Here is a 19660-nt window from a genome sequence, read left to right as displayed (position 1 = left end):
CCACACCGCCGGAGATGTTTCTCAAACCTGTAAAGGTTCGGTACAACAACAAACGCAGCATGCCAAGCTTATCATCCAACGCCTTTGGCATCAGCGCCAACGCCAGGAGTTCAGGTACAAGAGGTGGGACAACAGGCCTGAAACAGGAGTGCACATGCGCCTTAAAAAACTGAGACAGCCCGGTGTGGTTCTCCTCATCACATTCGCAATGCTGGGGGCAGCCAGCAGTCATATCATCAATCGCGAAAATAGGGCCAATCCGTTTTCCGACATGAAACGCGTGTCCCCATTAAGACAAGTCTTAGTAGACAACCTGACAGCTCTGACAGACGTCGTGGGAGTTGAGTTCTGTAAGAAACGTTATGGCAGCGGAGCCACCATTTACCCCGATCAAAACGGGCAACACGGGCAGTTTATCAGCGATAAGAACGACAAGCTCTCCATCTACGATCGTAGCGAGTGGCGGCAAGACAGCATCTATACAGAACATTCTAAATTGCTCGTCACCTTCCATAATAATCCAGATGTCGAGGTCGAGCTCACGATCTTCATAACAGGCTTCGTGAACTCCAAGATGTTCAGCGGTGTCTTTTCAGATGGCATCTGTACCGGGCACTTCTCCGTCATAAACGCCAAGTGATCCCGCAAAACGCTGCTTCGAGAAATTGACTAAATCCGGACAGTCACGCGAAACACATTCTTCATCCTAAAGAAAATCAAATTGAACCCAGAGCATTTACATTAACGCAGCAGGACTATTCTTTGCGGGTCGTGAGGCCTGAACAGCAACGAGTGGAAGCTCCCCATGAAGAAGATTTTCTGTGCAGCAACAAGCCTCAGTCCTGTCGCCGACAGATCCGGGACGAGAGGTCAGGCACAGCAGGTTTGAAATGGGAGTAGACATGCGCCTTACAAAACTGAAACAGTCCGGTGTAGCTCTCATCCTCACCATTGGGATGCTGGGGCAAGCCAACGCTCAGATCACCCACCGCGACAACCGGGGCAATCCCTTCACCGACCTGAAACGCCTGTCTGTATCACGGCAAATCGCCATCCAGAACCTGACAGTCCTGACAGATGCAGTTGGTGTTGAGTTCTGTAAAGAGCGCTACGGTAACGGATACACTGTCTACCCCGATCCAAACGGACGGCGCGGGCAGTTTGTCAGCGACAAAGGACACAAATTCTCCCTCTACGCCCGCAGTGAGTTGCGCGGTGACGGCATTTATGCCGAACACTCGCAAGTCCTCATCACCTTCCCCAATGATCCGGATGAAGAAGTCGAGAACACCCAGTTCATAACCGGCTTCGTGAACTCAAAAATCTTCACCGGCGTCTTCTCAGATGGCATCTGCTCCGGAAGGTTCTCTGTCGTCGGCGTCAAATGATCATTTCTGGACAGGCGCAGTTGCCTCAGTCAGCTCAAAGCATTTACTGACAGAACTCTCGTTGGTCTTATAGGTGCGAAAGCCAACCGCCTCATAATAACCCAGTCCCTCCGGGTTGGAGGCACCAATCGTGGCATCAATCTTCTCAAGCCCGGCTTGTCTGGCAGCATCAAGCGTTGCAGCAAACAAGGCCCGCCCGACACCGCGGCGTCCAGCACTCGGGCGCACATGGGTGCCGATCATGCCCCAACCCGGCGTCACACCATAAGTGTTGCCCTCTGATGCCCGTTTCAGGACCTGCAGCCCAAGCAGGGTCCCGTCCACATCTTCAACCACAGAACAGCGGATATTATCTGCATGAGCAATGTACTGAGAGATCACATAGGTCTCATCACTCGGCAAACTGCGCTTTCCCAACGCAGCAAGTTCCTGCAAAAAACTGCTGATTTCTTCAACATCGACCAGAACCGCGTCTCTGACTTTCATAAAAACCTCAAAATCTGTAGCTGGCCTGCGCCCCATGCTCATACCAAACACAGCAGGCGAAAACCCACGATGCATCAATGCAATGAAGAGCATAACCTATCACAAGCCCCGGATTTTCCAGCCCCTGCACTGCGTAAATCTTCAGTTTTCACGGATGTTTATGCGTAGTGCATTAGAAACTGGCTAAATCCAGCAACATCCCCAAAACTCATTCTTCATCCTAAAGAAAATCGAAGCTCAGCAAAAACATCTACGTTAACGCAGCAGGACTACTCTTTGCGCGGTTTTAAGCCTGAAAAATAACAAGTGGTGGCACCCATGAAGAAATTTCTCTGTGCAGCAGCAAGCCTTGGCGCAATTGCCTATGTCAGCAGCACGGCTCTGGCAGACGATCACAGTCTGGGCAGTGACAATGAATCCGTCACATTCTCCGAGCTGACATTGGCAGACGGCACGCCTGACGACGGCACCTGCGCAAAACGCTACGGGACAGGTTACAAAACCGCAGACCATCCCGACACATCTTCACCAAACGCTCAAAAGACGACGACAGAAGGCCACGACATCATCATCTCCTCCACCGGAGGCACCATTGGGGATGGCATCCTGTCCATCGAAAACGAGTACGAGATCATCTTCCCCAATGACGAACACAAAGAAACAATTGATGTGAAGATGTTCGCAACCGGCCTGATTGGCAGCGGAACAGCCTCAGGCGTGTTCTCAGATGGCACGTGCCGCGGCAAGGTCACCATTCAATCTGCCCAGCAGTAGGACCCGAGCCCAATGAAAATCGCCCTTTGCACAGTGTTGAGCCTATTTATGCTTATACATGCAACAATCCCAGCTCACGCTCTTAGCAGTCGAGTTGGTCGTGGTGATAAAATCACAACGTTCTCAGACATCTCCACGACTGACAGCACAATAGATCGCAGCATTTGTCAAAACCGTTATGGGAAAGTGTTCTTAACAAAAGATCATCCTGCAACAATTGAGGGCGAACAGCTGGTAACCACATCAGAAGGCCAAAAAATTGAATTAATTTATCAGGGCGGTCACATTGGCAATGGAATTTACTCCATTGAAAATGAATATAAATTCACTTCCCCCAATAACGAGAATGGGAAATCAGTTGATCTACAGCTTGCAGCCACAGGTTTCATTGGCGGCGGACGAGCCTCTGGCGTGTTCTCGGACGGCACTTGCACTGGCAACGTCACAATTGAGTTGATCGCACCAGATAACAGTAAGAAAACGTCACCTAAACACAACGCTGATCCCATCACTAAACAATGACAACATCATGAGATCATTACTCTGTATCGCAATAAACCTCGCAGTGCTGGCCATCACCAGCACCTCAGCGCTGGCAATTGCAGAGAGATTGAATCCCCACAATAAGAAAGTCACGTTTACGAACTTATCCATGGCAAACGGCAACCCGGATGACGGCACATGCCAGCAGCGTTACGGCGCAAGCATTACAACACAAAGCGTCCCCAGCTCTACCAATGACATACTCAAACGTAAAACGGATAAGGGACACATCATTCAGGTTATCTCAATCGATGACAGCGTAAATACTGGAATCCTGTCTGTCCGAAACCAATACGAAATCATATTTCCCAATGACAAAAGCAAGACACCCGTTAGATTGAAACTCTTGGCAACTGGTCTGGTCGGAAGTAAGGAAGCCTCAGGCGTCTTCTCCGACGGCACCTGCCGGGGAAACCTACACATTCAGATAATAAAGGAAGATGCGCCTCAATAATATTAAGCACTGTGCTTTATTACCCAACCGCATGGACGGATAAAACAATGAAAACATTGCTCCTGACCATCTTCAGTGTTCTCGCGCTGACCATCACCAGCACAGCCGCATTGGCTGTCGCACAAAGGTTGGGTCCCGGCGAAAAGACAATCACCTTCTCCAATCTTTCCATGACAGATGGCAGCCCGGATGATGGAATCTGCGAAAAACGTTACGGCGAAGGTTTTACGACAAAAAACCACCCCGACTCCACCAATGACACAATCAAACGCAGCACGGACAAAGGTCACGACATTCTGGTCATCGCCATCGGTGGCAGCGTCAGCGGGGGCATCTTCTCAATCGAAAACGAGTACGAGATCGTTTTCCCGGGAGATGAAAGCAAAACACCTGTTGACGTGGAACTGGCCGCAACAGGTCTGGTCGGCACTCAGGAAGCGTCCGGCGTCTTCTCCGACGGCACCTGCCGCGGAACACTTCACATCAAAGTATTGGATAACTGACATTATATAAAAAGGCCTGAAGAACCCTTCAGGCCTTTAAACTCATAGCTTAAAGCATCACTTTAAGCACAACTCCAAATGACTCTTGGTTTTCAAAGAGCTACACCCATTTAATGAATCACTTTAAAAAGCACCTAAGCTGAAACTCCAGCCGTTTCCAGAATAATCCGGGCAGCCTTGCCTGCCTGACTTTCCCCTTCAGGCAAACGCATCTTTTCATCAATACGAGAGAACGCGTCCAGCTGCGCCCGGCGCTCTGGACTGTCGCAAAGCAGCGCGAGCACGGCCTGGCTGAGCGCCTCAGGATGCGCTTCGTCTTCGATATATTCTTTGATGCTGTCATCCCCAAGCACCAGATTAGGCAGCACAATGGTGTCCACCGCAACAATCTTGATGAACCGGTTGATCTGCTTCAAACGGCGGAAGAACCAGTCCAGCTTGTAAGCGATGACCATAGGCACGCCAGCAATCGCAAGTTCCAAAGACACAGTACCGCTGGCCGCAAGCGCTGCATTTGCCTGTCGCAAAGCCGCAAACTTTTCCGCTTCACCCGTCACAATACGCGGCTGTACCTTCCAGGAAGCCACACCATCGCGAATGCGCTGCTCCTGATGAGGCACTGCAGGAATGATCACATCCACATCCGGATCTTGCGCGCAAATCAACGCGACCGCATCGCCAAACGGCTCCAACAACCGCGAAACCTCGCTCGTCCGGGAGCCCGGAAGCACCACCAATTGCTTTCTGCCTGCCCCGAGTTCTGCGCGCTCCCCCGGAGCCGGACGCAAATCCGCAAGCCGCTCAATCAACGGGTGCCCCACATAATCACAGGGCGGTCCACCAAGGCGTTTATGAGCCTCAGGCTCAAACGGCAGCAGAGCAAGCAGCTGATCCACATAAGAAGCCATCTTCTTCGCACGTCCCGGACGCCACGCCCACACGGATGGGCTCACATAGTCCACCACCCGGATATGCGGCGCCTTCTTGCGTACCCGCTTTGCCACATTGTGAGTGAAATCCGGAGAATCTATGATCAACAGTAAATCAGGTTGCTCGGCAATAACCGCATCAACGGTTTGATGCACGCGGCGAATAATCGTCGGCAAACGTTCCAACACCGCCGTAATGCCCATCACAGCAATATCATGCAGCGGAAAGATCGACTGCACCCCTTGACCTGCCATACGCTCACCGCCCAGACCACAGACCTGAAGACGATCACCAATTGAGGCGCGCAAGGCTTTTATGACTTCTGCACCCAGCTGGTCGCCAGACTCTTCGCCAACAACAAAAAAAACCTTGAAGGATTTGACAGCTTCCAATTCGCTCATACCTCAGCGCTCACCAGCTTCAAAGTCTTCATCGCGTGTGCACCCATAAAGGAAAACACCAAGTTCTTTGCAAAGGCACTCAACCTCATCGCGATGAGCAACCAGAACACGCCCAGCCTCAACACACACGCCTTTTAACTGTGCGTCAGAAGCTTTCTGTATGGTTTCTGGCCCAACGGTCGGCATATCAAGGCGCAGGTCCTGTTGCGGTTTAGAGCACTTTACAAGCACACCAGCAGCCCCTTTGGACCGGACCCGGCCATTGGCACGCAAGCCAGCTACACGCTCAAGCATGGCATCCGTGCCTTCAGCCCCCTCAACAGCAACAACACGTGCGCCAACAGCAACAGCACCCTGCCCGATATCCAGTCGGCCAACGGCATCCACCGCCTCAATGGCAAGCTTCATATCACTCAGAGCCTTGGCATCCGGCTGCGGCCCTGCCACATGGCCTGGGCTGGCAACCAGCCCCGGAGCAACTTCATGAGCACCAACCACGTGCAAACCCTCTCGTTCAAATAGTCCGGCTACCTTCACCAGCAAATGATCATCACCACCGACAACAGCCTTAATGATACGCGGCAAACGCCAAATCGTTCCAAAATCGCCAAGGATCGATGTGAAATCAGGCCGCTTCTGCACAGCACCGATCAACACCACATCCTGAACACCTTTGGATTTCAGCGTTGAGAACAGTTTGCCGATCTGCCCCCAGCCAAGCTCTACCGGATTAAACGCAGAAAGGGAGGCATCTGCCTCCCCCTTGATTGCGATGGTCACCACATCGCGACCTTGTGCCATAGCGGACCGAATAACCAGACCGGGCAAATCGCCACCACCAGCAATCACAGCAATAGGTGCCTGTTTCACCATGAACTCAAAACAGACCCTTATTCACTGGTGTTGCGCGGCGTACAGAACCGGCGCTTTTCATCTTCCAGCATGAACGACGTCATCGTCTGCACACCTTCAAACTCAGCGTACTTGGTCCGTGCAATCTCAGCACGAGCACGCAACGTACCCTCTTCACTGTTGAAGACTTCCTTATACGCACCGCGCAGGGCGTGGATTTCTTCGCGAGAGAAGTTGCGGCGCTTCAAACCAATCAGGTTAAGGCCTGCAAGACGCGCACGATCACCAATCACAGACCCATAAGGGATCACATCAAACTCAACACCAGTCAGACCGCCAATGATGGAATGAGCACCCACACGGCACCACTGACGCACAGCAGACAAACCGCCGAAGATCACATGATCTTCAACTTCAACATGCCCGGCAAGCGTCGCGTTGTTGGCAAGAATAACGTTATTGCCAACAACGCAATCATGTCCGACATGAGTCCCCATCATGAACAGGCCGCCATTACCAACTCGCGTTACACCTCCACCGCCGGCAGTGCCAGGGCTCATGGTTGAGTGCTCACGGATCTGGTTGTCATCACCGATTTCCAGTAGCGTATCTTCGCCGGAAAACTTCAGATCCTGCGGCTGATGCCCCAAGCTGGCAAACGGGTAGACCTTCGACCGGGCGCCGATCATTGTCCGTCCAGCGATCACCACATGGGAAACAAGCTCTACATCATCGCCAAGTGTTACCTTGGGACCCACCATGCAGTAAGGACCGATCTTGACATTCCCTCCAAGTACGGCCCCATCCTCGAGGATTGCGGTGGGATGAATCTGTTGCATCAATGACCTCAATTCGCCTCGTCAGAATCGACAAGCATTGCGCTGATTTCCGCTTCAGCAACCTTCTGCCCGTCTACCATTGCAACACCTTCAAACTTCCAGATGGTCGCGCGGTTGCGGACTTTTTTCACATGAAAGTGCACCTGATCACCAGGAACCACAGGCTTGCGGAACTTACACTTATCAATGGTCATGAAGTAAACCAGAGAAGGTACATCTTTCTTATCACGACCATGGACGCAAAGCGCACCAGCAGTCTGAGCCATCGCTTCGATAAGCAACACACCTGGCATTACAGGCTGGCTTGGAAAATGTCCCTGAAAATGTGGCTCATTGATGGTTACATTCTTAATACCAACACCTGAGTTATCGCCGTCCATATCAACGATACGGTCAATCATCAAAAACGGATAACGATGGGGCAAAAGCTCCATAACCCGCATGATATCAGCGCTTTCAAGTGTTCTGGTCTCTACATCACTCATAATAATGCCTCAGCAATATCGGTTCGACTGGCATATGCCTCACTCGGAGCATCTGAGGACACGCCCTCCTCATTTACCAGCCAATCTAGTTAACTATCGGGATCAGATCCCGGGTCTAATCTGTTATTTCTTGCCACCTTGAGCGGCCAGGCGGCGAAGCGCCGTCATTTCCTTGAACCACTCACGGATTGGCCGTGCCGGTACACCACCATAACGCCCACCTGGCGCCAGATCGTCGTGTACAGCACTTACGCCAGCAACTTGCGCGCCCATTCCAATGCGAACGTGCCCGGAGACACCAGTCTGTCCGCCAAGAACCACATAATCCTCAAGACTGGAACTTCCAGAAATCCCTACCTGAGAAACAATGACGCAATACTTGCCGATATTAACGTTGTGACCAACCTGAACCTGATTATCAATCTTGGTTCCATCACCCACAGTCGTATCACGGTTTGCTCCGCGGTCTATACAGGAGCCAGCGCCAATTTCAACATCATTTCCTAGCACAACTCGGCCCATCTGGGGAACCTTGATATGTCCACCTGGTCCCATCGCAAACCCAAAGCCATCCTGCCCTATGCTCACGTTTGGGTGAATAATGACACGATCGCCAAGCACCGCGTGCTGCAAACTGGAATTTGCTCCGATAGAGCAGTCATCACCCAGCTGACAATTGGCAGCGATCACAGCATTAGGACCAACACGAGATCCAGCACCAATCACCACATGAGCACCAATAACAGCCCCAACCTCAACAACAACGCCCTCACCCAGCTTCGCACTCTCATCAACGTAAGCAAGCGAACTGATCGCGGTTTCACCAGTTACTGGAAGCGGCCGCATTGCAGTTGGGTAAAGCTCAGCCAGAACTTTCGCCAGCGAGCGGTACGGCTCTTTGGCAAGCAAAGGCACAACACCATCGGGCACTTTATCGACATGCTTTTTGCTAACGAGACAAGCTGTTGCCTTCGTGCTCTCAAGCTGATCCAGATATTTCGGATTATCGATAAACACAAGCGTTCCGGGAACGCCTTCATCCAGAGGAGCAACACCAGTAATGGCAAGCTCACTATCACCACGAACAATCTCCGCCCCAGCCCACTCAGCTACTTGTTTCACTGTTATTGATCGAGCTTCAGGGAAGAAAACCGGGCTAACTTCAGATTGATTTGATGGTTCTGTCATAGGATCCTACAAAAAAACGGCCGCCGAGGGCATCGGCGACCGATTATAATCAAATTATCACTAGATCAGAAGCGTGTACCACCACTGAGCTTGAATACCTGCGTTTCATCAACATCGTTTTTGAGCACAGGCCAAGCAAAGTCAGCACGCAGCGGCCCAAACGGCGACTGCCACAACACACCAACACCAACAGACGCACGAAGATCGAAATCTTCAGACTGGATACCGCTTCCGATTACAGAAGACAGTTCGCTATCCACACCCCAGAGAGAACCCGCATCAGCGAAGACTGCGCCCGACAATCCAAGTTCTTCAGGGAAGACTGGGAATGGGAATTGGCCTTCAACAGTACCTGCAACGTAGTATTTACCACCCAAAGCATCGCCACCGTTTTCATCACGAGGGCCATAACCATTGGTCGCAAAACCACGAATTCTGTCAGGTGAACCCTGGAACTGATCAGTTACACGCAGACGGTTACCGATAGATTCGATGTAACCGGCAGAACCCTTCACAAAGCCAACAAGACCCCATTCAGCGTAGAGCTCTTCAAACGCACTACCCTTAAACTGACCACGCAGATACTGCGACTGACCACCCAAACCAGCAATTTCCTGCTCGTAGGATGCAACGTAACCATCACGTGGGTTCAGATTGTTGTCCAGAGTATTGTAGACCAGTGAGAAGCCCGCAAGAGACGTTGTATACTCTCCAAGAGAGTCACAAACACCAAGCGAAACACCAGGCTCACAGTCACTAATACCGGTTGAGTCGCTACGCGTCAGATCACGCTGGTAAAGCTTGTAGAACAGGTTGAGCGTCAGTTCGTCTTCACGAAGCGGAAGACCAAAGTTAATCGCACCACCAGTTGTCTGCTCCTCATAAGCACGGGAGCTGTTCTGATCGTATACGCGGCGGTACACATCCAGACCTGCAGAGATACGGCGCCCCATGAAGAACGGCTCAACGAACTTGAACTCATACTTCTGGTTATCGGTACCACCACCAACAGCAGCTTTCACGTACTGGCCACGACCAAGGAAGTTGCGCTCGGTGATGGAGATATCACCAATCACACCGTCAGATGTAGAGTAACCCACACCAAATGAAACTTCACCGGTTGGCTGCTCTTCAACATCCACGTTGATGATCACACGGTCAGGTGCACTGCCCTGCTGACGCGTAATACGCACATTCTGGAAGTAACGTGTATTGCGCAGACGACGCTCAGCCTTATCCAGAAGGATACGGTTATAAGCATCACCCTCAGCGAGATCGAATTCGCGGCGGATCACGTATTCACGTGTACGGTCGTTACCACGAACGTTGATACGCTCAACATAAACGCGTGGACCTTCTTCGATCAAATAAGTGATTGAGACTGTCTTGTTCTCATAATCACGTTCACCACGAGGGCGAACCTGAGCAAACGCATAGCCTGCCTTGGAAACTTCCAGCGTCAGAGCTTCAAGTGTCTTTTCAACTTCCAGTGAGTTGTAGGTATCACCAGACTGAGTGCGCAGATACTGGCGCATCGCCTCTGGGTCAACAGCAGACAAGGATGTATCGATTTCGATATCACCGAACTCGTACTGCTCACCTTCATCAACAGTGAAAGTCACGTAGAAGATGTTTTGCTCACGGTCCAAATCTGCAACAGCAGAAACAACGCGGAAATCAGCATAACCCTTCTGGTAGTAGAACTGACGCAAAGATTCTTCGTCGACATCGAGACGGTCAGGATCATAAACATCGGTCGTACGCAACCAGCCGAGGAAGCCACTTTCGCGGGTCTGGATCTGCTCACGCAGGTAGCCGTCGGAGAAGGCTTGGTTACCGATGAAGGAAATACGGGCAACACCCGTCTTATCACCTTCTTCGATTTCAAAAACCAGATCCACACGGTTATTAGCGCGCTCAATAATCTTCGGCTCAACAGACGCACGATAGCGACCGGAGCGACGATAAGCCTCCAGAAGGTTCTGAGCATCAGACTGAACACGCGCTCGTGTCAGCATGGACCGCTCAGAAGAACGAACAACTGATTGCAGAGCTTCGTCCTTCAGTCGCTTGTTACCCTCAAAGGAGATTTTGCCGATAACTGGATTTTCTTTAACATCAACAACAAGAGTGCCGCCGCGTTGCTCGATGGAAACATCAGCAAACAAACCAGTCGCATAAAGCGTGGTCAGACTCTCGTCGATATCAATTGCAGAAAACGATTTTCCTGGACGGATAGTCAGGTAGTTGCGAACTGTTTCGCTTTCGATGCGCGTTGCACCGTTAACGACAATCTTGTTAACCACCGCGGCCTCGGCAATCCCTGCTCCGATAAACGGAACACCAACCGGAGCAACTGTACTAGTAGCTGCAACGGCCATTGCCAAAAGCGACACACGTGACAGGTTCTTAAATGACTGCATAGAACTGCTATGCCTTTTATTTTCAGCCTAAAGTTGCATTAGTCCCCTGATCCTCAGATCACTAATGCGCCTCAGGGTAATGGATAGAATCTGAAACACCTAGGAACTTTGTACAAGGTTTTCAGAGTAAAGCAAGGCGACACAACTGGATTTAATGCAATTTGCCCAATCCTTTGCCCAAGCTTTGGTTACGCAACTTACCTAAGAGCCGATTATCGACCGCAGATCATTCCAGGTCGCAAAAACCATTAGAAGCAGAACCAGAGTGATCCCTATCCGGAACCCGAAATCCTGCAGTTTTTCACTCAACGGCTTACCCCTTACAATCTCGATGATGTAGTACAGCAGATGCCCGCCATCCAGCATGGGAACAGGCATAAGGTTGAGTAAACCAATAGAAATTGACAAAACTGCGGTAAGGTTAATTAGCGGTAAAATACCATGGGTCGCAACTTGCCCGGAAATTTGCGCTACGCGAATCGGACCACCTAGTTGGTCCGGATCTTCTTTACCGAGGAAAAGACCGCCAATATAACCTAATGTCCTATCAAGAATGTACCATGTCTCTTTTACCCCTTCACCCACGGCTTCCACCGGGCCAAAACGCTTGACTATGATATCTTCCTGAGAAGTATTTCGCTGAATTCCAAGAATTCCAACCTTCTGCGTATTCCCAAAACCATCACTGATTTCCTGTAATTCTGGCGTTGCAGTAAGGCGCTCGACCGCATCCCCGCGCTCCACATCGATCTGCATGGGAACGCCCGCACTCGCCGTCACGACCCGCTGCACATCATTGAAACTTTCTACTGGATTGCCATCAATCGAGAGGATCAAATCCCCTGGCAAAATGCCGGCAATTTCAGCCGCACTACCGGGTCGCACCTGATCCACACGCGGCAATGTTTCGAATTTTCCTAAAAATCCAAACATTCCTGCAAAGATAAGAATAGCGAGGATAAAATTGGCAATAGGCCCTGCGGCCACAATTGCGGAGCGTTGCCACGGGTTCTTCGCAAAGAATGCTGTCCGGCGCATCTCCTCATCCATTTTGGCTTGCTCATCACGGTCTGGCACGCTTGCAGCATTCTCATCACCTGAGAACTTCACATAGCCACCCAGCGGAATGGCACAGACCTTCCAGCGCGTCCCATGCTTGTCATTGCGACCAAACAGTTCCGGTCCAAACCCGACTGAGAATGCAAGAACCTTTACCCCGCACCAACGCGCGACGAGAAAATGCCCTAGCTCATGGAAGAAAACCACCACAGTAAGCACAGCCAAGAAGGGAATGATGACTCCGAGCGAACCACCAAGAACTGAACTCAGAACGTCCATGCGAACAGCCTTACCTTATTTTTTAAAGGAAGCGCCGGATTAGGCGGCCATCTTCCCAATAACTTCGTTTGCAACTCGACGCGCGACCTGATCCAACTGAAGAATCTCCTCCAGCTGATCTGAACAATCTAGCATATTTTGCGTATGAAGCCGATTCAGAACATCCTCAAGAAGCTCTGGGATCTGGAGGAAACCGATCTTCCGTCCAAGGAAGGCTTCCACTGCCACTTCGTCAGCTGCGTTAAAAATCGTCCCTGCTCCATCGCCAAGTTCCATCACTTTACGTGCAAGTGACAGCGCAGGAAAACGCTCAAAATCAGGCTTTTCAAAGTCCAGACGCCCAATCATCCCCAGATCAAGATCCGCAACCGGAGCTGTCTTTCGGGTTGGGTATGCCAGACAATGAGCAATTGGCCCGCACATGTCCGGAACCGCCATATGGGCCAATAATGACCCATCACAATATCTAACCATACCATGGACAATTGATTGTGGATGGACAACCACATCCAGCTGATCAGCGGTAATGGGGAACAGATGATAGGCCTCAATCAGCTCAAGACCTTTGTTCACCATCGAAGCACTATCAATGGTAATCCGCCGCCCCATGGACCAGTTCGGATGCTTCAGCGCCACCTCGGGCGTTGCAACACGCATCTCATCCAGTGTCGATGTCCGGAACGGTCCGCCGGAAGCTGTGACAATCACTTTGTCGACAGCTTTGGGGTCATCCTGCTCAAACACCTGAAAAATCGCATTATGCTCTGAATCCATCGGCAGTAGTTTGGAGCCATACTTTTCAGCCAGCTCACACACAATCGTGCCCGCACAGACCATAGTTTCTTTATTGGCAAGGGCGATATTACTACCGGCCTTGATCCCCTCAATGGTCGGCTCCAGCCCTGCGGCTCCCACCATAGCAGAAACCAGCACATCCACCTTCTGGCTGGCCGCCTCCAGAACAGCCTCACGACCAGTAGAAACCATGACGCCAGTGCCGGCGAGTGCCGCTTTAAGATCTTCGTATTTGGAGGCATCACCAATGACCGCGCGCTTTGCGCCAGTCTCCCGGCACGCCTTCGCAAGCGCTTCAACATTACGGCCTGCAACAAGTGCATTGACGTCATAACGCTCAGGGCTGTGCGCAATAACTTTGAGCGTACTGGCTCCAACCGATCCGGTTGCTCCCAACACAGTGAGAGATTTTGTCATATCAACAACCCTTGCAAATCAACAGAACTGTGGGCGAAGCACTAAAATCAGCAGTATCAGGACGCAAACAGCATCAACCCTGCATTTGGATCAAACAGCTGACCGCCAAACACTACACCAACCACATAGGCAAACACAGCGGCGGCGACAAGGCCATCAACGCGATCAAGCAACCCACCATGCCCGGGAATAAGACGACTGGAGTCTTTCACCTTAAAGCGGCGCTTCATGGAGCTTTCAAACAAATCTCCAAGCTGAGAGACTGCAGAAAGAACAACAGCAAGGCCAAAAGCCCAGACCAGCTGAGAACCACCTACAACAGCAACAAAGCCCATTCCTAAAAGCGAAGAAAAGACCACGCCACCAATAGCACCGCTCCAGGTTTTGTTAGGAGAAACGGCAGGCCAAAGCTTAGGTCCGCCAAAGCTGCGGCCACACACATAGGCCGCAATATCGGTACCCCAGACCACAAGGAAGAGATAGATGATGAAGAAAAGCCCTTCATCCCCTTCCCGCAGCGCCAGCAATGAGACAAAGGTCAGGCCAGCGTAAACGTAGCCCTCACTCACCCAGCGCGCCGTCCGGTCAAAGCCACCAGCACCGTAAAGTACCGCGGCACCAGCAATCAGCGCTCCGGCAATCCAGAGCGGTTGCGCCTGAAAGTAACTAAAGCCAATGAAGAGAAGAAACAAATAGCCCAGCAGCACAACAGGTCGCTGACTGTTTTGCAAAATGATCTTGTACCATTCCCAGTAAACAATCAGCATGCCAACAAGCACGAGGCCAGCAAACCAGAAACCACCTGCCCATGTCAGCGCCAGCGCGACAGGAGCAAGAATAACTGCAGAAAGAGCGCGTACCAGCAAATCAGGATTTGCATTTAGCACGCGCCGGATAATTCCTCCGGAAGCGCCTTCAGAATTGTTCTGATTGTTTTTGTCAGGCATTACGTCCCAGTCGCGTCAGAGCTCAAACCCCCATACCGCCGGTTGCGGTTAGAGAACGCCAGCAAAGCATCATCAAAAGCATCTGAGTTAAACTCAGGCCAGGGCGTCGGAGCAAAATAAAATTCGGCGTATGCAGCCTGCCACAACAGGAAGTTAGAAAGTCTCTGCTCTCCCCCTGTGCGGACTATGAGATCTGGATCCGGAATATCACGGGTATCCAGACAAGTGCTGACATCATCCTCCCCAATGTCAGCAGCTCTCAACTCACCAGCTTCCACGCGTTGCGCCAGTTGCCGTGCAGCTCGGACGAACTCGTCCCGCGCTCCGTAGTTAAAAGCAATAACCAGCACCAACCCGGTACAGTGAGCGGTCTCTCGTTCCGCATCATTAAGCAGGGCCAGCATAGATCTATCGAGATTTTCTTTGGACCCGATGACACGAACTCTCACGTTAGTCTTGGTGAGTTCCTTAATGTCATCGCGTACAAACCGGCGCAGCAGTGCCAACAGGAAAGAAACTTCCTGTTGCGGGCGCGCCCAGTTTTCAGAAGAAAAACTAAAAAGCGTCAGGTAGGAGATCCCGCGCTTTTGTGCGTGTTTAACGGCTTCGCGCAGTGTTTTCACACCGCGCCGATGCCCTTCGGTACGCGGAAGGCCTCGGCGAGTTGCCCAACGGCCATTACCATCCATAATGATGGCGACGTGACGAGGCACACTCAAAAGTCCGATTTCGGAATTTGCATCAACTGCCTCAAATTCAACGCTCGCCGCCATATAGCCCCCGCATGCAAACAGGATTAAACCTGCTTGATTTCCTGTTCTTTTTTGGCAAGTACAGAATCAACTTCACCAATAATGTCGTCAGTCATCTTCTGAACCATGTCAGAAGCTGAACGCGCATCATCTTCCCCCATCTCACCAGCTTTTTCGAGCTTTTTGATGGTTTCCATGCCATCGCGGCGAACATGACGTGCAGCGATCTTCGCCTGCTCGGCAAATTTATGCGCAACTTTGACAAGTTCTTGACGACGCTCTTCATTAAGCTCAGGAATTGGCAAACGTAGCACCATGCCATCCACAACCGGGTTCAGACCAAGGCTGGATTCACGGATAGCTTTTTCAGTAGCCTGCATCATGGAACGATCCCAGACCTGAACAGAAATCATGCGCGGCTCTGGAACACTGACTGTCGCGACCTGGTTGATCGGCATTGGAGCGCCATAAGCCTCCACAGTGATTGTGTCCAGCATACTTGCAGAAGCACGACCAGTACGAAGACCAGCAAATTCATGCTTCAAAGCTGTGATCGCACCATTCATGCGGCGGTCAAGATCGTCATAGTCCAGCTCTGACATAATTTCCTCTTTCACCTATCATTTTAACGGACCGGCATTCCAAAACGAAAAAACCGGCCCGGGCCAAAATCCGACAGTTAAGACACCAGCTGGTGCCCGTTAGTCTTCAATGACCGTAAACAGCCCCTGCCCGCGCAGCACATTAACAAGCGCGCTGGAGGTCTTGATGGAAAAGACAACTACAGGAATAGAGTTGTCCCGGGCAAGTGCAATCGCGGTCGCATCCATGACTTTAAGGTTCTTTTCAAGAACTTCCCCCGGTGTAAGCGTGTCAAAACGCTTTGCATCAGGCTTAAGCTTAGGGTCAGCGTCATAAACGCCATCAACACTAGTACCCTTGAGGAACACATCACACTGCATCTCTGCCGCACGCAGTGCCGCACCAGAATCAGTGGTAAAGAACGGGTTGCCCGTACCACCAGCAAACAGAATAACGTCCCCGTCTTCCATGTAACGCTCTGCGCCGCGCTGAGTAAAGCTCTCACAAATCGACGGCACCGGAACAGCGGAAAGCACACGCGCCTGAATACCGCGCTGACGAAGCGCATCGGCAAGCGTGAGCGAATTCATAATGGTTGCCAGCATACCCATATGGTCACCAGTAACACGGTTAGCGCCTTTGGCTGCCAGAGCCACACCGCGGAAGATGTTACCGCCACCAACAACGATGCCGAACTGGGCACCCAGATTTACAGCCTCTGAAATTTCCGCTGCTACCCGTTCAACCACCTTTGGATCAATACCAAAGTCCTGGTCGCCCATCAGCGCTTCCCCTGAAAGTTTCAGAAGAACTCGTTTCCAGCGAACACCCTCAGACATAGTAGACCTCTTTTCATGCATCCAGATACAAAGAGGGCGTCGACTGAGTCGACGCCCTCAATAAATTAGTTACCAGCAGCAGCAGCAACTTCAGCTGCGAAGTCTGTTTCTTCTTTTTCAATACCTTCACCAAGGGCGATGCGAACAAAGCCGGTGAGTTTGATAGGAGAACCGATTTCTTTAGCTGTTTCTTCAACGGCCTTCTCTACAGTCAGATCAGGGTTGATAACGAAAGACTGCTTAACCAGTGTAACTTCTTCATAGAACTTACGCAGGCGACCTTCAACCATCTTCTCGATGATGCTTTCAGGCTTACCAGACTCACGAGCCTGTTCCATGTAAACGGTGCGCTCACGCTCAACAGCGTCTGCGTCCAGCTCATCAGTGCTCAGCGCCATTGGGTTGGTCGCTGCAACGTGCATTGCAATCTGCTTACCCAAAGCTGCCAGCTTGTCTGCATCACCAGCAGATTCAAGAGCAACCAGAACACCGATTTTGCCAAGGCCGTCACCAGCAGCGTTGTGCATGTAAGAAGCAACAACACCTTCAGAAACAGACAGACCGGCAGAACGACGAAGGGTCATGTTTTCACCGATGGTGCCAACAGCTTCCTTCAGTTCGCCTTCAACGCTCTTGTCAGAACCTGGGTAAGGTGCTGCAGCAAGCTTCTCAACGTCACCATCAACAGTAAGCGCGGTTGCAGCGATATCGCGAACCAGCTTCTGGAAGTTTTCGTTACGAGCAACGAAGTCTGTTTCGGAGTTAACCTCAACAACAACAGCTTTGTTGCCATCTGCTGCAACTGCAACAAGACCTTCAGCCGCAACGCGGCCAGCCTTCTTAGCAGCCTTTGCAAGGCCTTTGGTACGCAGCCAATCAACAGCTGCTTCCATGTCGCCGCCTGTTTCTTTCAGGGCAGCTTTACAATCCATCATGCCAGCACCGCTTGTTTCGCGGAGCTCTTTTACCATAGCAGCGGTAATGCTCATCGTACGCCTCATGGACGGGAGTGTGTCATAAAAAAATCAGAGGAAGCCGACTTCCCTGCGGATTCATCCGATTTATCGCATAGCGACCGTGACTCTTCGCAGTAAAACAGACGAAAAATCACATAGAAACTGGAGGGGAAGCGCATAAATGCGCTTCCCGAGAGAAAACCTTAGCCTTCGCTCTTGTCAGCTTCAGCTGCAGGAGCAGCTTCTTCAGCAAGAACAGGCTCTTCAAGGAGTTCTTCAGATTCGCCGAGATCGATACCCATAGAACCGGATGCGCGTGCGATGCCGTCAATAGCAGCGCGTGCGATCAGGTCTGTGTAAAGAGTAATTGCACGACCAGCATCATCGTTACCCGGTACAGGGTAAGTAATGCCATCTGGATCACAGTTGGAATCCAGGATCGCAGCAACCGGAATGCCCAGACGACGAGCTTCCTGAATTGCGTTAGCTTCGCGGTTGGTGTCGATAACAAAGATCAGGTCGGGAATACCGCCCATGTCTTTAATACCACCAAGGTTGCGCTCAAGCTTCTGACGCTCACGGTCAAGGAACAGACGCTCTTTTTTGGTCATGCGGTTTGCATCACCACCGTCGAGCAGCTCTTCAACCTTACGCAGACGCTGGATGGACTGAGAGATCGTCTTCCAGTTGGTCAGCATGCCGCCGAGCCAACGAGCGTTTACGTAGTACTGAGCAGAGTTGCGAGCAGCTTCTGCAACAGCTTCCTGAGCCTGGCGCTTGGTACCAACCAAAAGCACGCGACCACCAGCAGCAACAGTGTCAGACACAGCTTTAAGAGCCTGGTGCAGAAGCGGAACTGTCTGACCAAGATCAAGAATGTGAATGTTGTTGCGAACACCGAAGATGTAGTTGTTCATCTTTGGGTTCCAGCGGTGCTTCTGGTGACCAAAGTGGACGCCTGCTTCAAGAAGCTGACGCATAGTAAAATCAGGCAAAGCCATGCCTTTATTCTCCTTAGTTTTCCGGTTTAATCCTCCGCAGGGCAGCACAACCGTGCAACTCTCTAACCGGATGGAGCTCGCCACAAGGACAAACCCCGCCCTGCGTGCGGGATGGGGCGCTTATAGAACCCCTTTTCAAGAAGATCAAGCACTCAAGGATTAAGATCAACACATAGGCCCGAATTAGTAAATCAGATGCTCTCCGGCCCTGTTTGCGCAACTTAAAATTTCACCACCTCAACCACAGCAACCAGCCACTAAACCAAACTGTGGGTATGCGCATTACACATTATATTTTCCGTAAAAATCGTGATTAACAAATTACCAACAAAAAGACTCAATTCGGACACATTTTAAAATGGCACCAAACAAACTGATAGTAACAGCACTTGTGGCTTTGACATTGGGCGGCTGCGCGAAAACCGTCAAGCTCTCGGGCATTGATGCAAAGACGATCTCCAAATCCTCAGTAAAGCCCGTCAAAAACCGACATGTAAGAGAAGGCCACATCAACACCCATGGCATCCAGCATGGCCTGCTGGGTATCGTTGTGACCACAGCAATGAATGCAGCCTCTGGCGCCTATGGCGAGATGGCCTCCATTCCCGCAGCGAAGCACGATCCACAAACCGCCATGCGCGACCGCTTGACCAAATATCTGCAGAGCACCCACAAATTCCGCTTTAAGGGCACGATCAAGGGCCCATATAGCAAACCGTCCATCAGCGATGTGAATCGGCATGCAAAATTGACCCGGTTAGGTGGGT

Annotated in this window: 21 protein-coding genes and 1 pseudogene; 7 read left to right on the top strand and 15 right to left on the bottom strand. The window is 51.3% G+C overall.

Annotated features, from left to right (window positions below):
• The first annotated feature begins 154 nt into the window (after positions 1–154).
• Together PsWM33_RS05925 and PsWM33_RS05920 are read left to right on the top strand one after the other, a co-directional pair.
• Positions 155–640: a hypothetical protein gene (locus tag PsWM33_RS05925; protein WP_063299542.1), complete on the top strand. Its 486-nt coding sequence runs from the start codon at positions 155–157 to the stop codon at positions 638–640.
• A 262-nt stretch (positions 641–902) separates the two neighbouring features.
• Complete coding sequence (locus PsWM33_RS05920; RefSeq protein ID WP_057465516.1) at positions 903–1388, top strand: hypothetical protein; 486 nt, start codon at positions 903–905, stop codon at positions 1386–1388.
• Here PsWM33_RS05920 and PsWM33_RS05915 read toward each other — a convergent pair whose 3' ends face one another.
• A complete protein-coding gene (locus PsWM33_RS05915; RefSeq protein ID WP_063299552.1) occupies positions 1389–1874 on the bottom strand; it encodes a GNAT family N-acetyltransferase in 486 nt (161 codons plus the stop codon).
• Positions 1875–2192: 318 nt separating this feature from the next.
• Here PsWM33_RS05915 and PsWM33_RS05910 point away from each other — a divergent pair, with 318 nt between their 5' ends.
• Genes PsWM33_RS05910 through PsWM33_RS05895 form a run of 4 tightly spaced genes read left to right on the top strand, consistent with a single transcriptional unit; the run spans position 2193 to position 4148 of the window.
• Positions 2193–2648 (top strand): hypothetical protein, encoded by a 456-nt coding sequence (locus tag PsWM33_RS05910; protein WP_063288999.1) that lies wholly within the window; start codon positions 2193–2195, stop codon positions 2646–2648.
• Between the two features lie 12 nt (positions 2649–2660).
• Entirely contained in the window at positions 2661–3170 is a 510-nt protein-coding gene (locus PsWM33_RS05905) for a hypothetical protein (protein ID WP_193778365.1), read from the top strand.
• A gap of 7 nt (positions 3171–3177) precedes the next feature.
• Positions 3178–3645 carry a hypothetical protein gene (locus PsWM33_RS05900; protein ID WP_063297362.1) on the top strand — a complete coding sequence of 156 codons (468 nt, stop codon included), beginning with the start codon at positions 3178–3180 and terminating at the stop codon, positions 3643–3645.
• Positions 3646–3692: 47 nt separating this feature from the next.
• Positions 3693–4148 (top strand): hypothetical protein, encoded by a 456-nt coding sequence (locus tag PsWM33_RS05895; RefSeq protein ID WP_063299551.1) that lies wholly within the window; start codon positions 3693–3695, stop codon positions 4146–4148.
• A gap of 134 nt (positions 4149–4282) precedes the next feature.
• Here PsWM33_RS05895 and lpxB read toward each other — a convergent pair whose 3' ends face one another.
• The 14 genes from lpxB to rpsB all read right to left on the bottom strand — a co-directional run bounded on the left by lpxB (position 4283) and on the right by rpsB (position 18893).
• Entirely contained in the window at positions 4283–5479 is a 1197-nt protein-coding gene (gene lpxB / locus PsWM33_RS05890) for a lipid-A-disaccharide synthase (RefSeq protein ID WP_063299540.1), read from the bottom strand.
• 3 nt (positions 5480–5482) lie between these two features.
• The gene (locus tag PsWM33_RS05885; RefSeq protein WP_063299539.1) at positions 5483–6352 is read right to left on the bottom strand and encodes an LpxI family protein; all 870 of its coding nucleotides are present in this window, start codon (positions 6350–6352) and stop codon (positions 5483–5485) included.
• A 17-nt stretch (positions 6353–6369) separates the two neighbouring features.
• Positions 6370–7170, bottom strand: coding sequence for an acyl-ACP--UDP-N-acetylglucosamine O-acyltransferase (gene lpxA / locus PsWM33_RS05880; RefSeq protein WP_063297366.1), 801 nt, complete (start codon positions 7168–7170; stop codon positions 6370–6372).
• A gap of 8 nt (positions 7171–7178) precedes the next feature.
• Positions 7179–7655, bottom strand: coding sequence for a 3-hydroxyacyl-ACP dehydratase FabZ (gene fabZ / locus PsWM33_RS05875; RefSeq protein WP_063297367.1), 477 nt, complete (start codon positions 7653–7655; stop codon positions 7179–7181).
• A 123-nt stretch (positions 7656–7778) separates the two neighbouring features.
• Positions 7779–8843 (bottom strand): UDP-3-O-(3-hydroxymyristoyl)glucosamine N-acyltransferase, encoded by a 1065-nt coding sequence (lpxD, locus tag PsWM33_RS05870; protein WP_063299538.1) that lies wholly within the window; start codon positions 8841–8843, stop codon positions 7779–7781.
• A gap of 65 nt (positions 8844–8908) precedes the next feature.
• A complete protein-coding gene (gene bamA / locus PsWM33_RS05865) occupies positions 8909–11266 on the bottom strand; it encodes an outer membrane protein assembly factor BamA (RefSeq protein ID WP_063299537.1) in 2358 nt (785 codons plus the stop codon).
• Positions 11267–11467: 201 nt separating this feature from the next.
• Positions 11468–12604, bottom strand: coding sequence for an RIP metalloprotease RseP (gene rseP, locus PsWM33_RS05860; protein ID WP_063299536.1), 1137 nt, complete (start codon positions 12602–12604; stop codon positions 11468–11470).
• Between the two features lie 39 nt (positions 12605–12643).
• A complete protein-coding gene (gene dxr / locus PsWM33_RS05855) occupies positions 12644–13816 on the bottom strand; it encodes a 1-deoxy-D-xylulose-5-phosphate reductoisomerase (protein ID WP_063299535.1) in 1173 nt (390 codons plus the stop codon).
• Between the two features lie 56 nt (positions 13817–13872).
• Entirely contained in the window at positions 13873–14763 is an 891-nt protein-coding gene (locus PsWM33_RS05850) for a phosphatidate cytidylyltransferase (protein WP_063299534.1), read from the bottom strand.
• Positions 14763–15536: an isoprenyl transferase gene (locus tag PsWM33_RS05845; protein WP_063299533.1), complete on the bottom strand. Its 774-nt coding sequence runs from the start codon at positions 15534–15536 to the stop codon at positions 14763–14765. The genes PsWM33_RS05850 and PsWM33_RS05845 overlap by 1 nt, the downstream gene beginning before the upstream one ends.
• Before the next feature lie 23 nt (positions 15537–15559).
• Positions 15560–16117, bottom strand: a complete 558-nt coding sequence (gene frr / locus PsWM33_RS05840) for a ribosome recycling factor (RefSeq protein ID WP_063299532.1) — start codon at positions 16115–16117, stop codon at positions 15560–15562.
• 99 nt (positions 16118–16216) lie between these two features.
• Positions 16217–16936 (bottom strand): UMP kinase, encoded by a 720-nt coding sequence (gene pyrH, locus PsWM33_RS05835; RefSeq protein ID WP_057465535.1) that lies wholly within the window; start codon positions 16934–16936, stop codon positions 16217–16219.
• A 65-nt stretch (positions 16937–17001) separates the two neighbouring features.
• The gene (tsf, locus tag PsWM33_RS05830; protein ID WP_063299531.1) at positions 17002–17925 is read right to left on the bottom strand and encodes a translation elongation factor Ts; all 924 of its coding nucleotides are present in this window, start codon (positions 17923–17925) and stop codon (positions 17002–17004) included.
• A 170-nt stretch (positions 17926–18095) separates the two neighbouring features.
• Complete coding sequence (rpsB, locus tag PsWM33_RS05825; protein ID WP_057465538.1) at positions 18096–18893, bottom strand: 30S ribosomal protein S2; 798 nt, start codon at positions 18891–18893, stop codon at positions 18096–18098.
• Positions 18894–19251: 358 nt separating this feature from the next.
• On the opposite strand from rpsB, the pseudogene PsWM33_RS05820 reads away from it, so the two are divergent.
• Positions 19252–19660, top strand: a pseudogene (locus PsWM33_RS05820) (hypothetical protein); the annotation flags it as partial.

Origin of the sequence: Pseudovibrio sp. WM33, assembly GCF_001623165.1 — a bacterium.
Taxonomy (GTDB): domain Bacteria; phylum Pseudomonadota; class Alphaproteobacteria; order Rhizobiales; family Stappiaceae; genus Pseudovibrio.
This window is presented reverse-complemented; position numbering and strand designations above follow the sequence as displayed.

What these genes read in the sequence shown, in the direction of transcription:
- PsWM33_RS05910 (WP_063288999.1), top strand. Translation starts at nt 2,193, where the DNA reads ATGAAGAAATTTCTCTGTGCAGCAGCAAGCCTTGGCGCAATTGCCTAT.
- PsWM33_RS05850 (WP_063299534.1), bottom strand. Translation starts at nt 14,763, where the DNA reads ATGCCTGACAAAAACAATCAGAACAATTCTGAAGGCGCTTCCGGAGGA.
- PsWM33_RS05925 (WP_063299542.1), top strand. Translation starts at nt 155, where the DNA reads ATGCGCCTTAAAAAACTGAGACAGCCCGGTGTGGTTCTCCTCATCACA.
- PsWM33_RS05915 (WP_063299552.1), bottom strand. Translation starts at nt 1,874, where the DNA reads ATGAAAGTCAGAGACGCGGTTCTGGTCGATGTTGAAGAAATCAGCAGT.
- lpxB (WP_063299540.1), bottom strand. Translation starts at nt 5,479, where the DNA reads ATGAGCGAATTGGAAGCTGTCAAATCCTTCAAGGTTTTTTTTGTTGTT.
- PsWM33_RS05920 (WP_057465516.1), top strand. Translation starts at nt 903, where the DNA reads ATGCGCCTTACAAAACTGAAACAGTCCGGTGTAGCTCTCATCCTCACC.
- PsWM33_RS05905 (WP_193778365.1), top strand. Translation starts at nt 2,661, where the DNA reads ATGAAAATCGCCCTTTGCACAGTGTTGAGCCTATTTATGCTTATACAT.
- lpxA (WP_063297366.1), bottom strand. Translation starts at nt 7,170, where the DNA reads ATGCAACAGATTCATCCCACCGCAATCCTCGAGGATGGGGCCGTACTT.
- tsf (WP_063299531.1), bottom strand. Translation starts at nt 17,925, where the DNA reads ATGAGCATTACCGCTGCTATGGTAAAAGAGCTCCGCGAAACAAGCGGT.
- dxr (WP_063299535.1), bottom strand. Translation starts at nt 13,816, where the DNA reads ATGACAAAATCTCTCACTGTGTTGGGAGCAACCGGATCGGTTGGAGCC.
- PsWM33_RS05845 (WP_063299533.1), bottom strand. Translation starts at nt 15,536, where the DNA reads ATGGCGGCGAGCGTTGAATTTGAGGCAGTTGATGCAAATTCCGAAATC.
- bamA (WP_063299537.1), bottom strand. Translation starts at nt 11,266, where the DNA reads ATGCAGTCATTTAAGAACCTGTCACGTGTGTCGCTTTTGGCAATGGCC.
- frr (WP_063299532.1), bottom strand. Translation starts at nt 16,117, where the DNA reads ATGTCAGAGCTGGACTATGACGATCTTGACCGCCGCATGAATGGTGCG.
- fabZ (WP_063297367.1), bottom strand. Translation starts at nt 7,655, where the DNA reads ATGAGTGATGTAGAGACCAGAACACTTGAAAGCGCTGATATCATGCGG.
- rpsB (WP_057465538.1), bottom strand. Translation starts at nt 18,893, where the DNA reads ATGGCTTTGCCTGATTTTACTATGCGTCAGCTTCTTGAAGCAGGCGTC.
- rseP (WP_063299536.1), bottom strand. Translation starts at nt 12,604, where the DNA reads ATGGACGTTCTGAGTTCAGTTCTTGGTGGTTCGCTCGGAGTCATCATT.
- PsWM33_RS05885 (WP_063299539.1), bottom strand. Translation starts at nt 6,352, where the DNA reads ATGGTGAAACAGGCACCTATTGCTGTGATTGCTGGTGGTGGCGATTTG.
- pyrH (WP_057465535.1), bottom strand. Translation starts at nt 16,936, where the DNA reads ATGTCTGAGGGTGTTCGCTGGAAACGAGTTCTTCTGAAACTTTCAGGG.
- PsWM33_RS05895 (WP_063299551.1), top strand. Translation starts at nt 3,693, where the DNA reads ATGAAAACATTGCTCCTGACCATCTTCAGTGTTCTCGCGCTGACCATC.
- lpxD (WP_063299538.1), bottom strand. Translation starts at nt 8,843, where the DNA reads ATGACAGAACCATCAAATCAATCTGAAGTTAGCCCGGTTTTCTTCCCT.
- PsWM33_RS05900 (WP_063297362.1), top strand. Translation starts at nt 3,178, where the DNA reads ATGAGATCATTACTCTGTATCGCAATAAACCTCGCAGTGCTGGCCATC.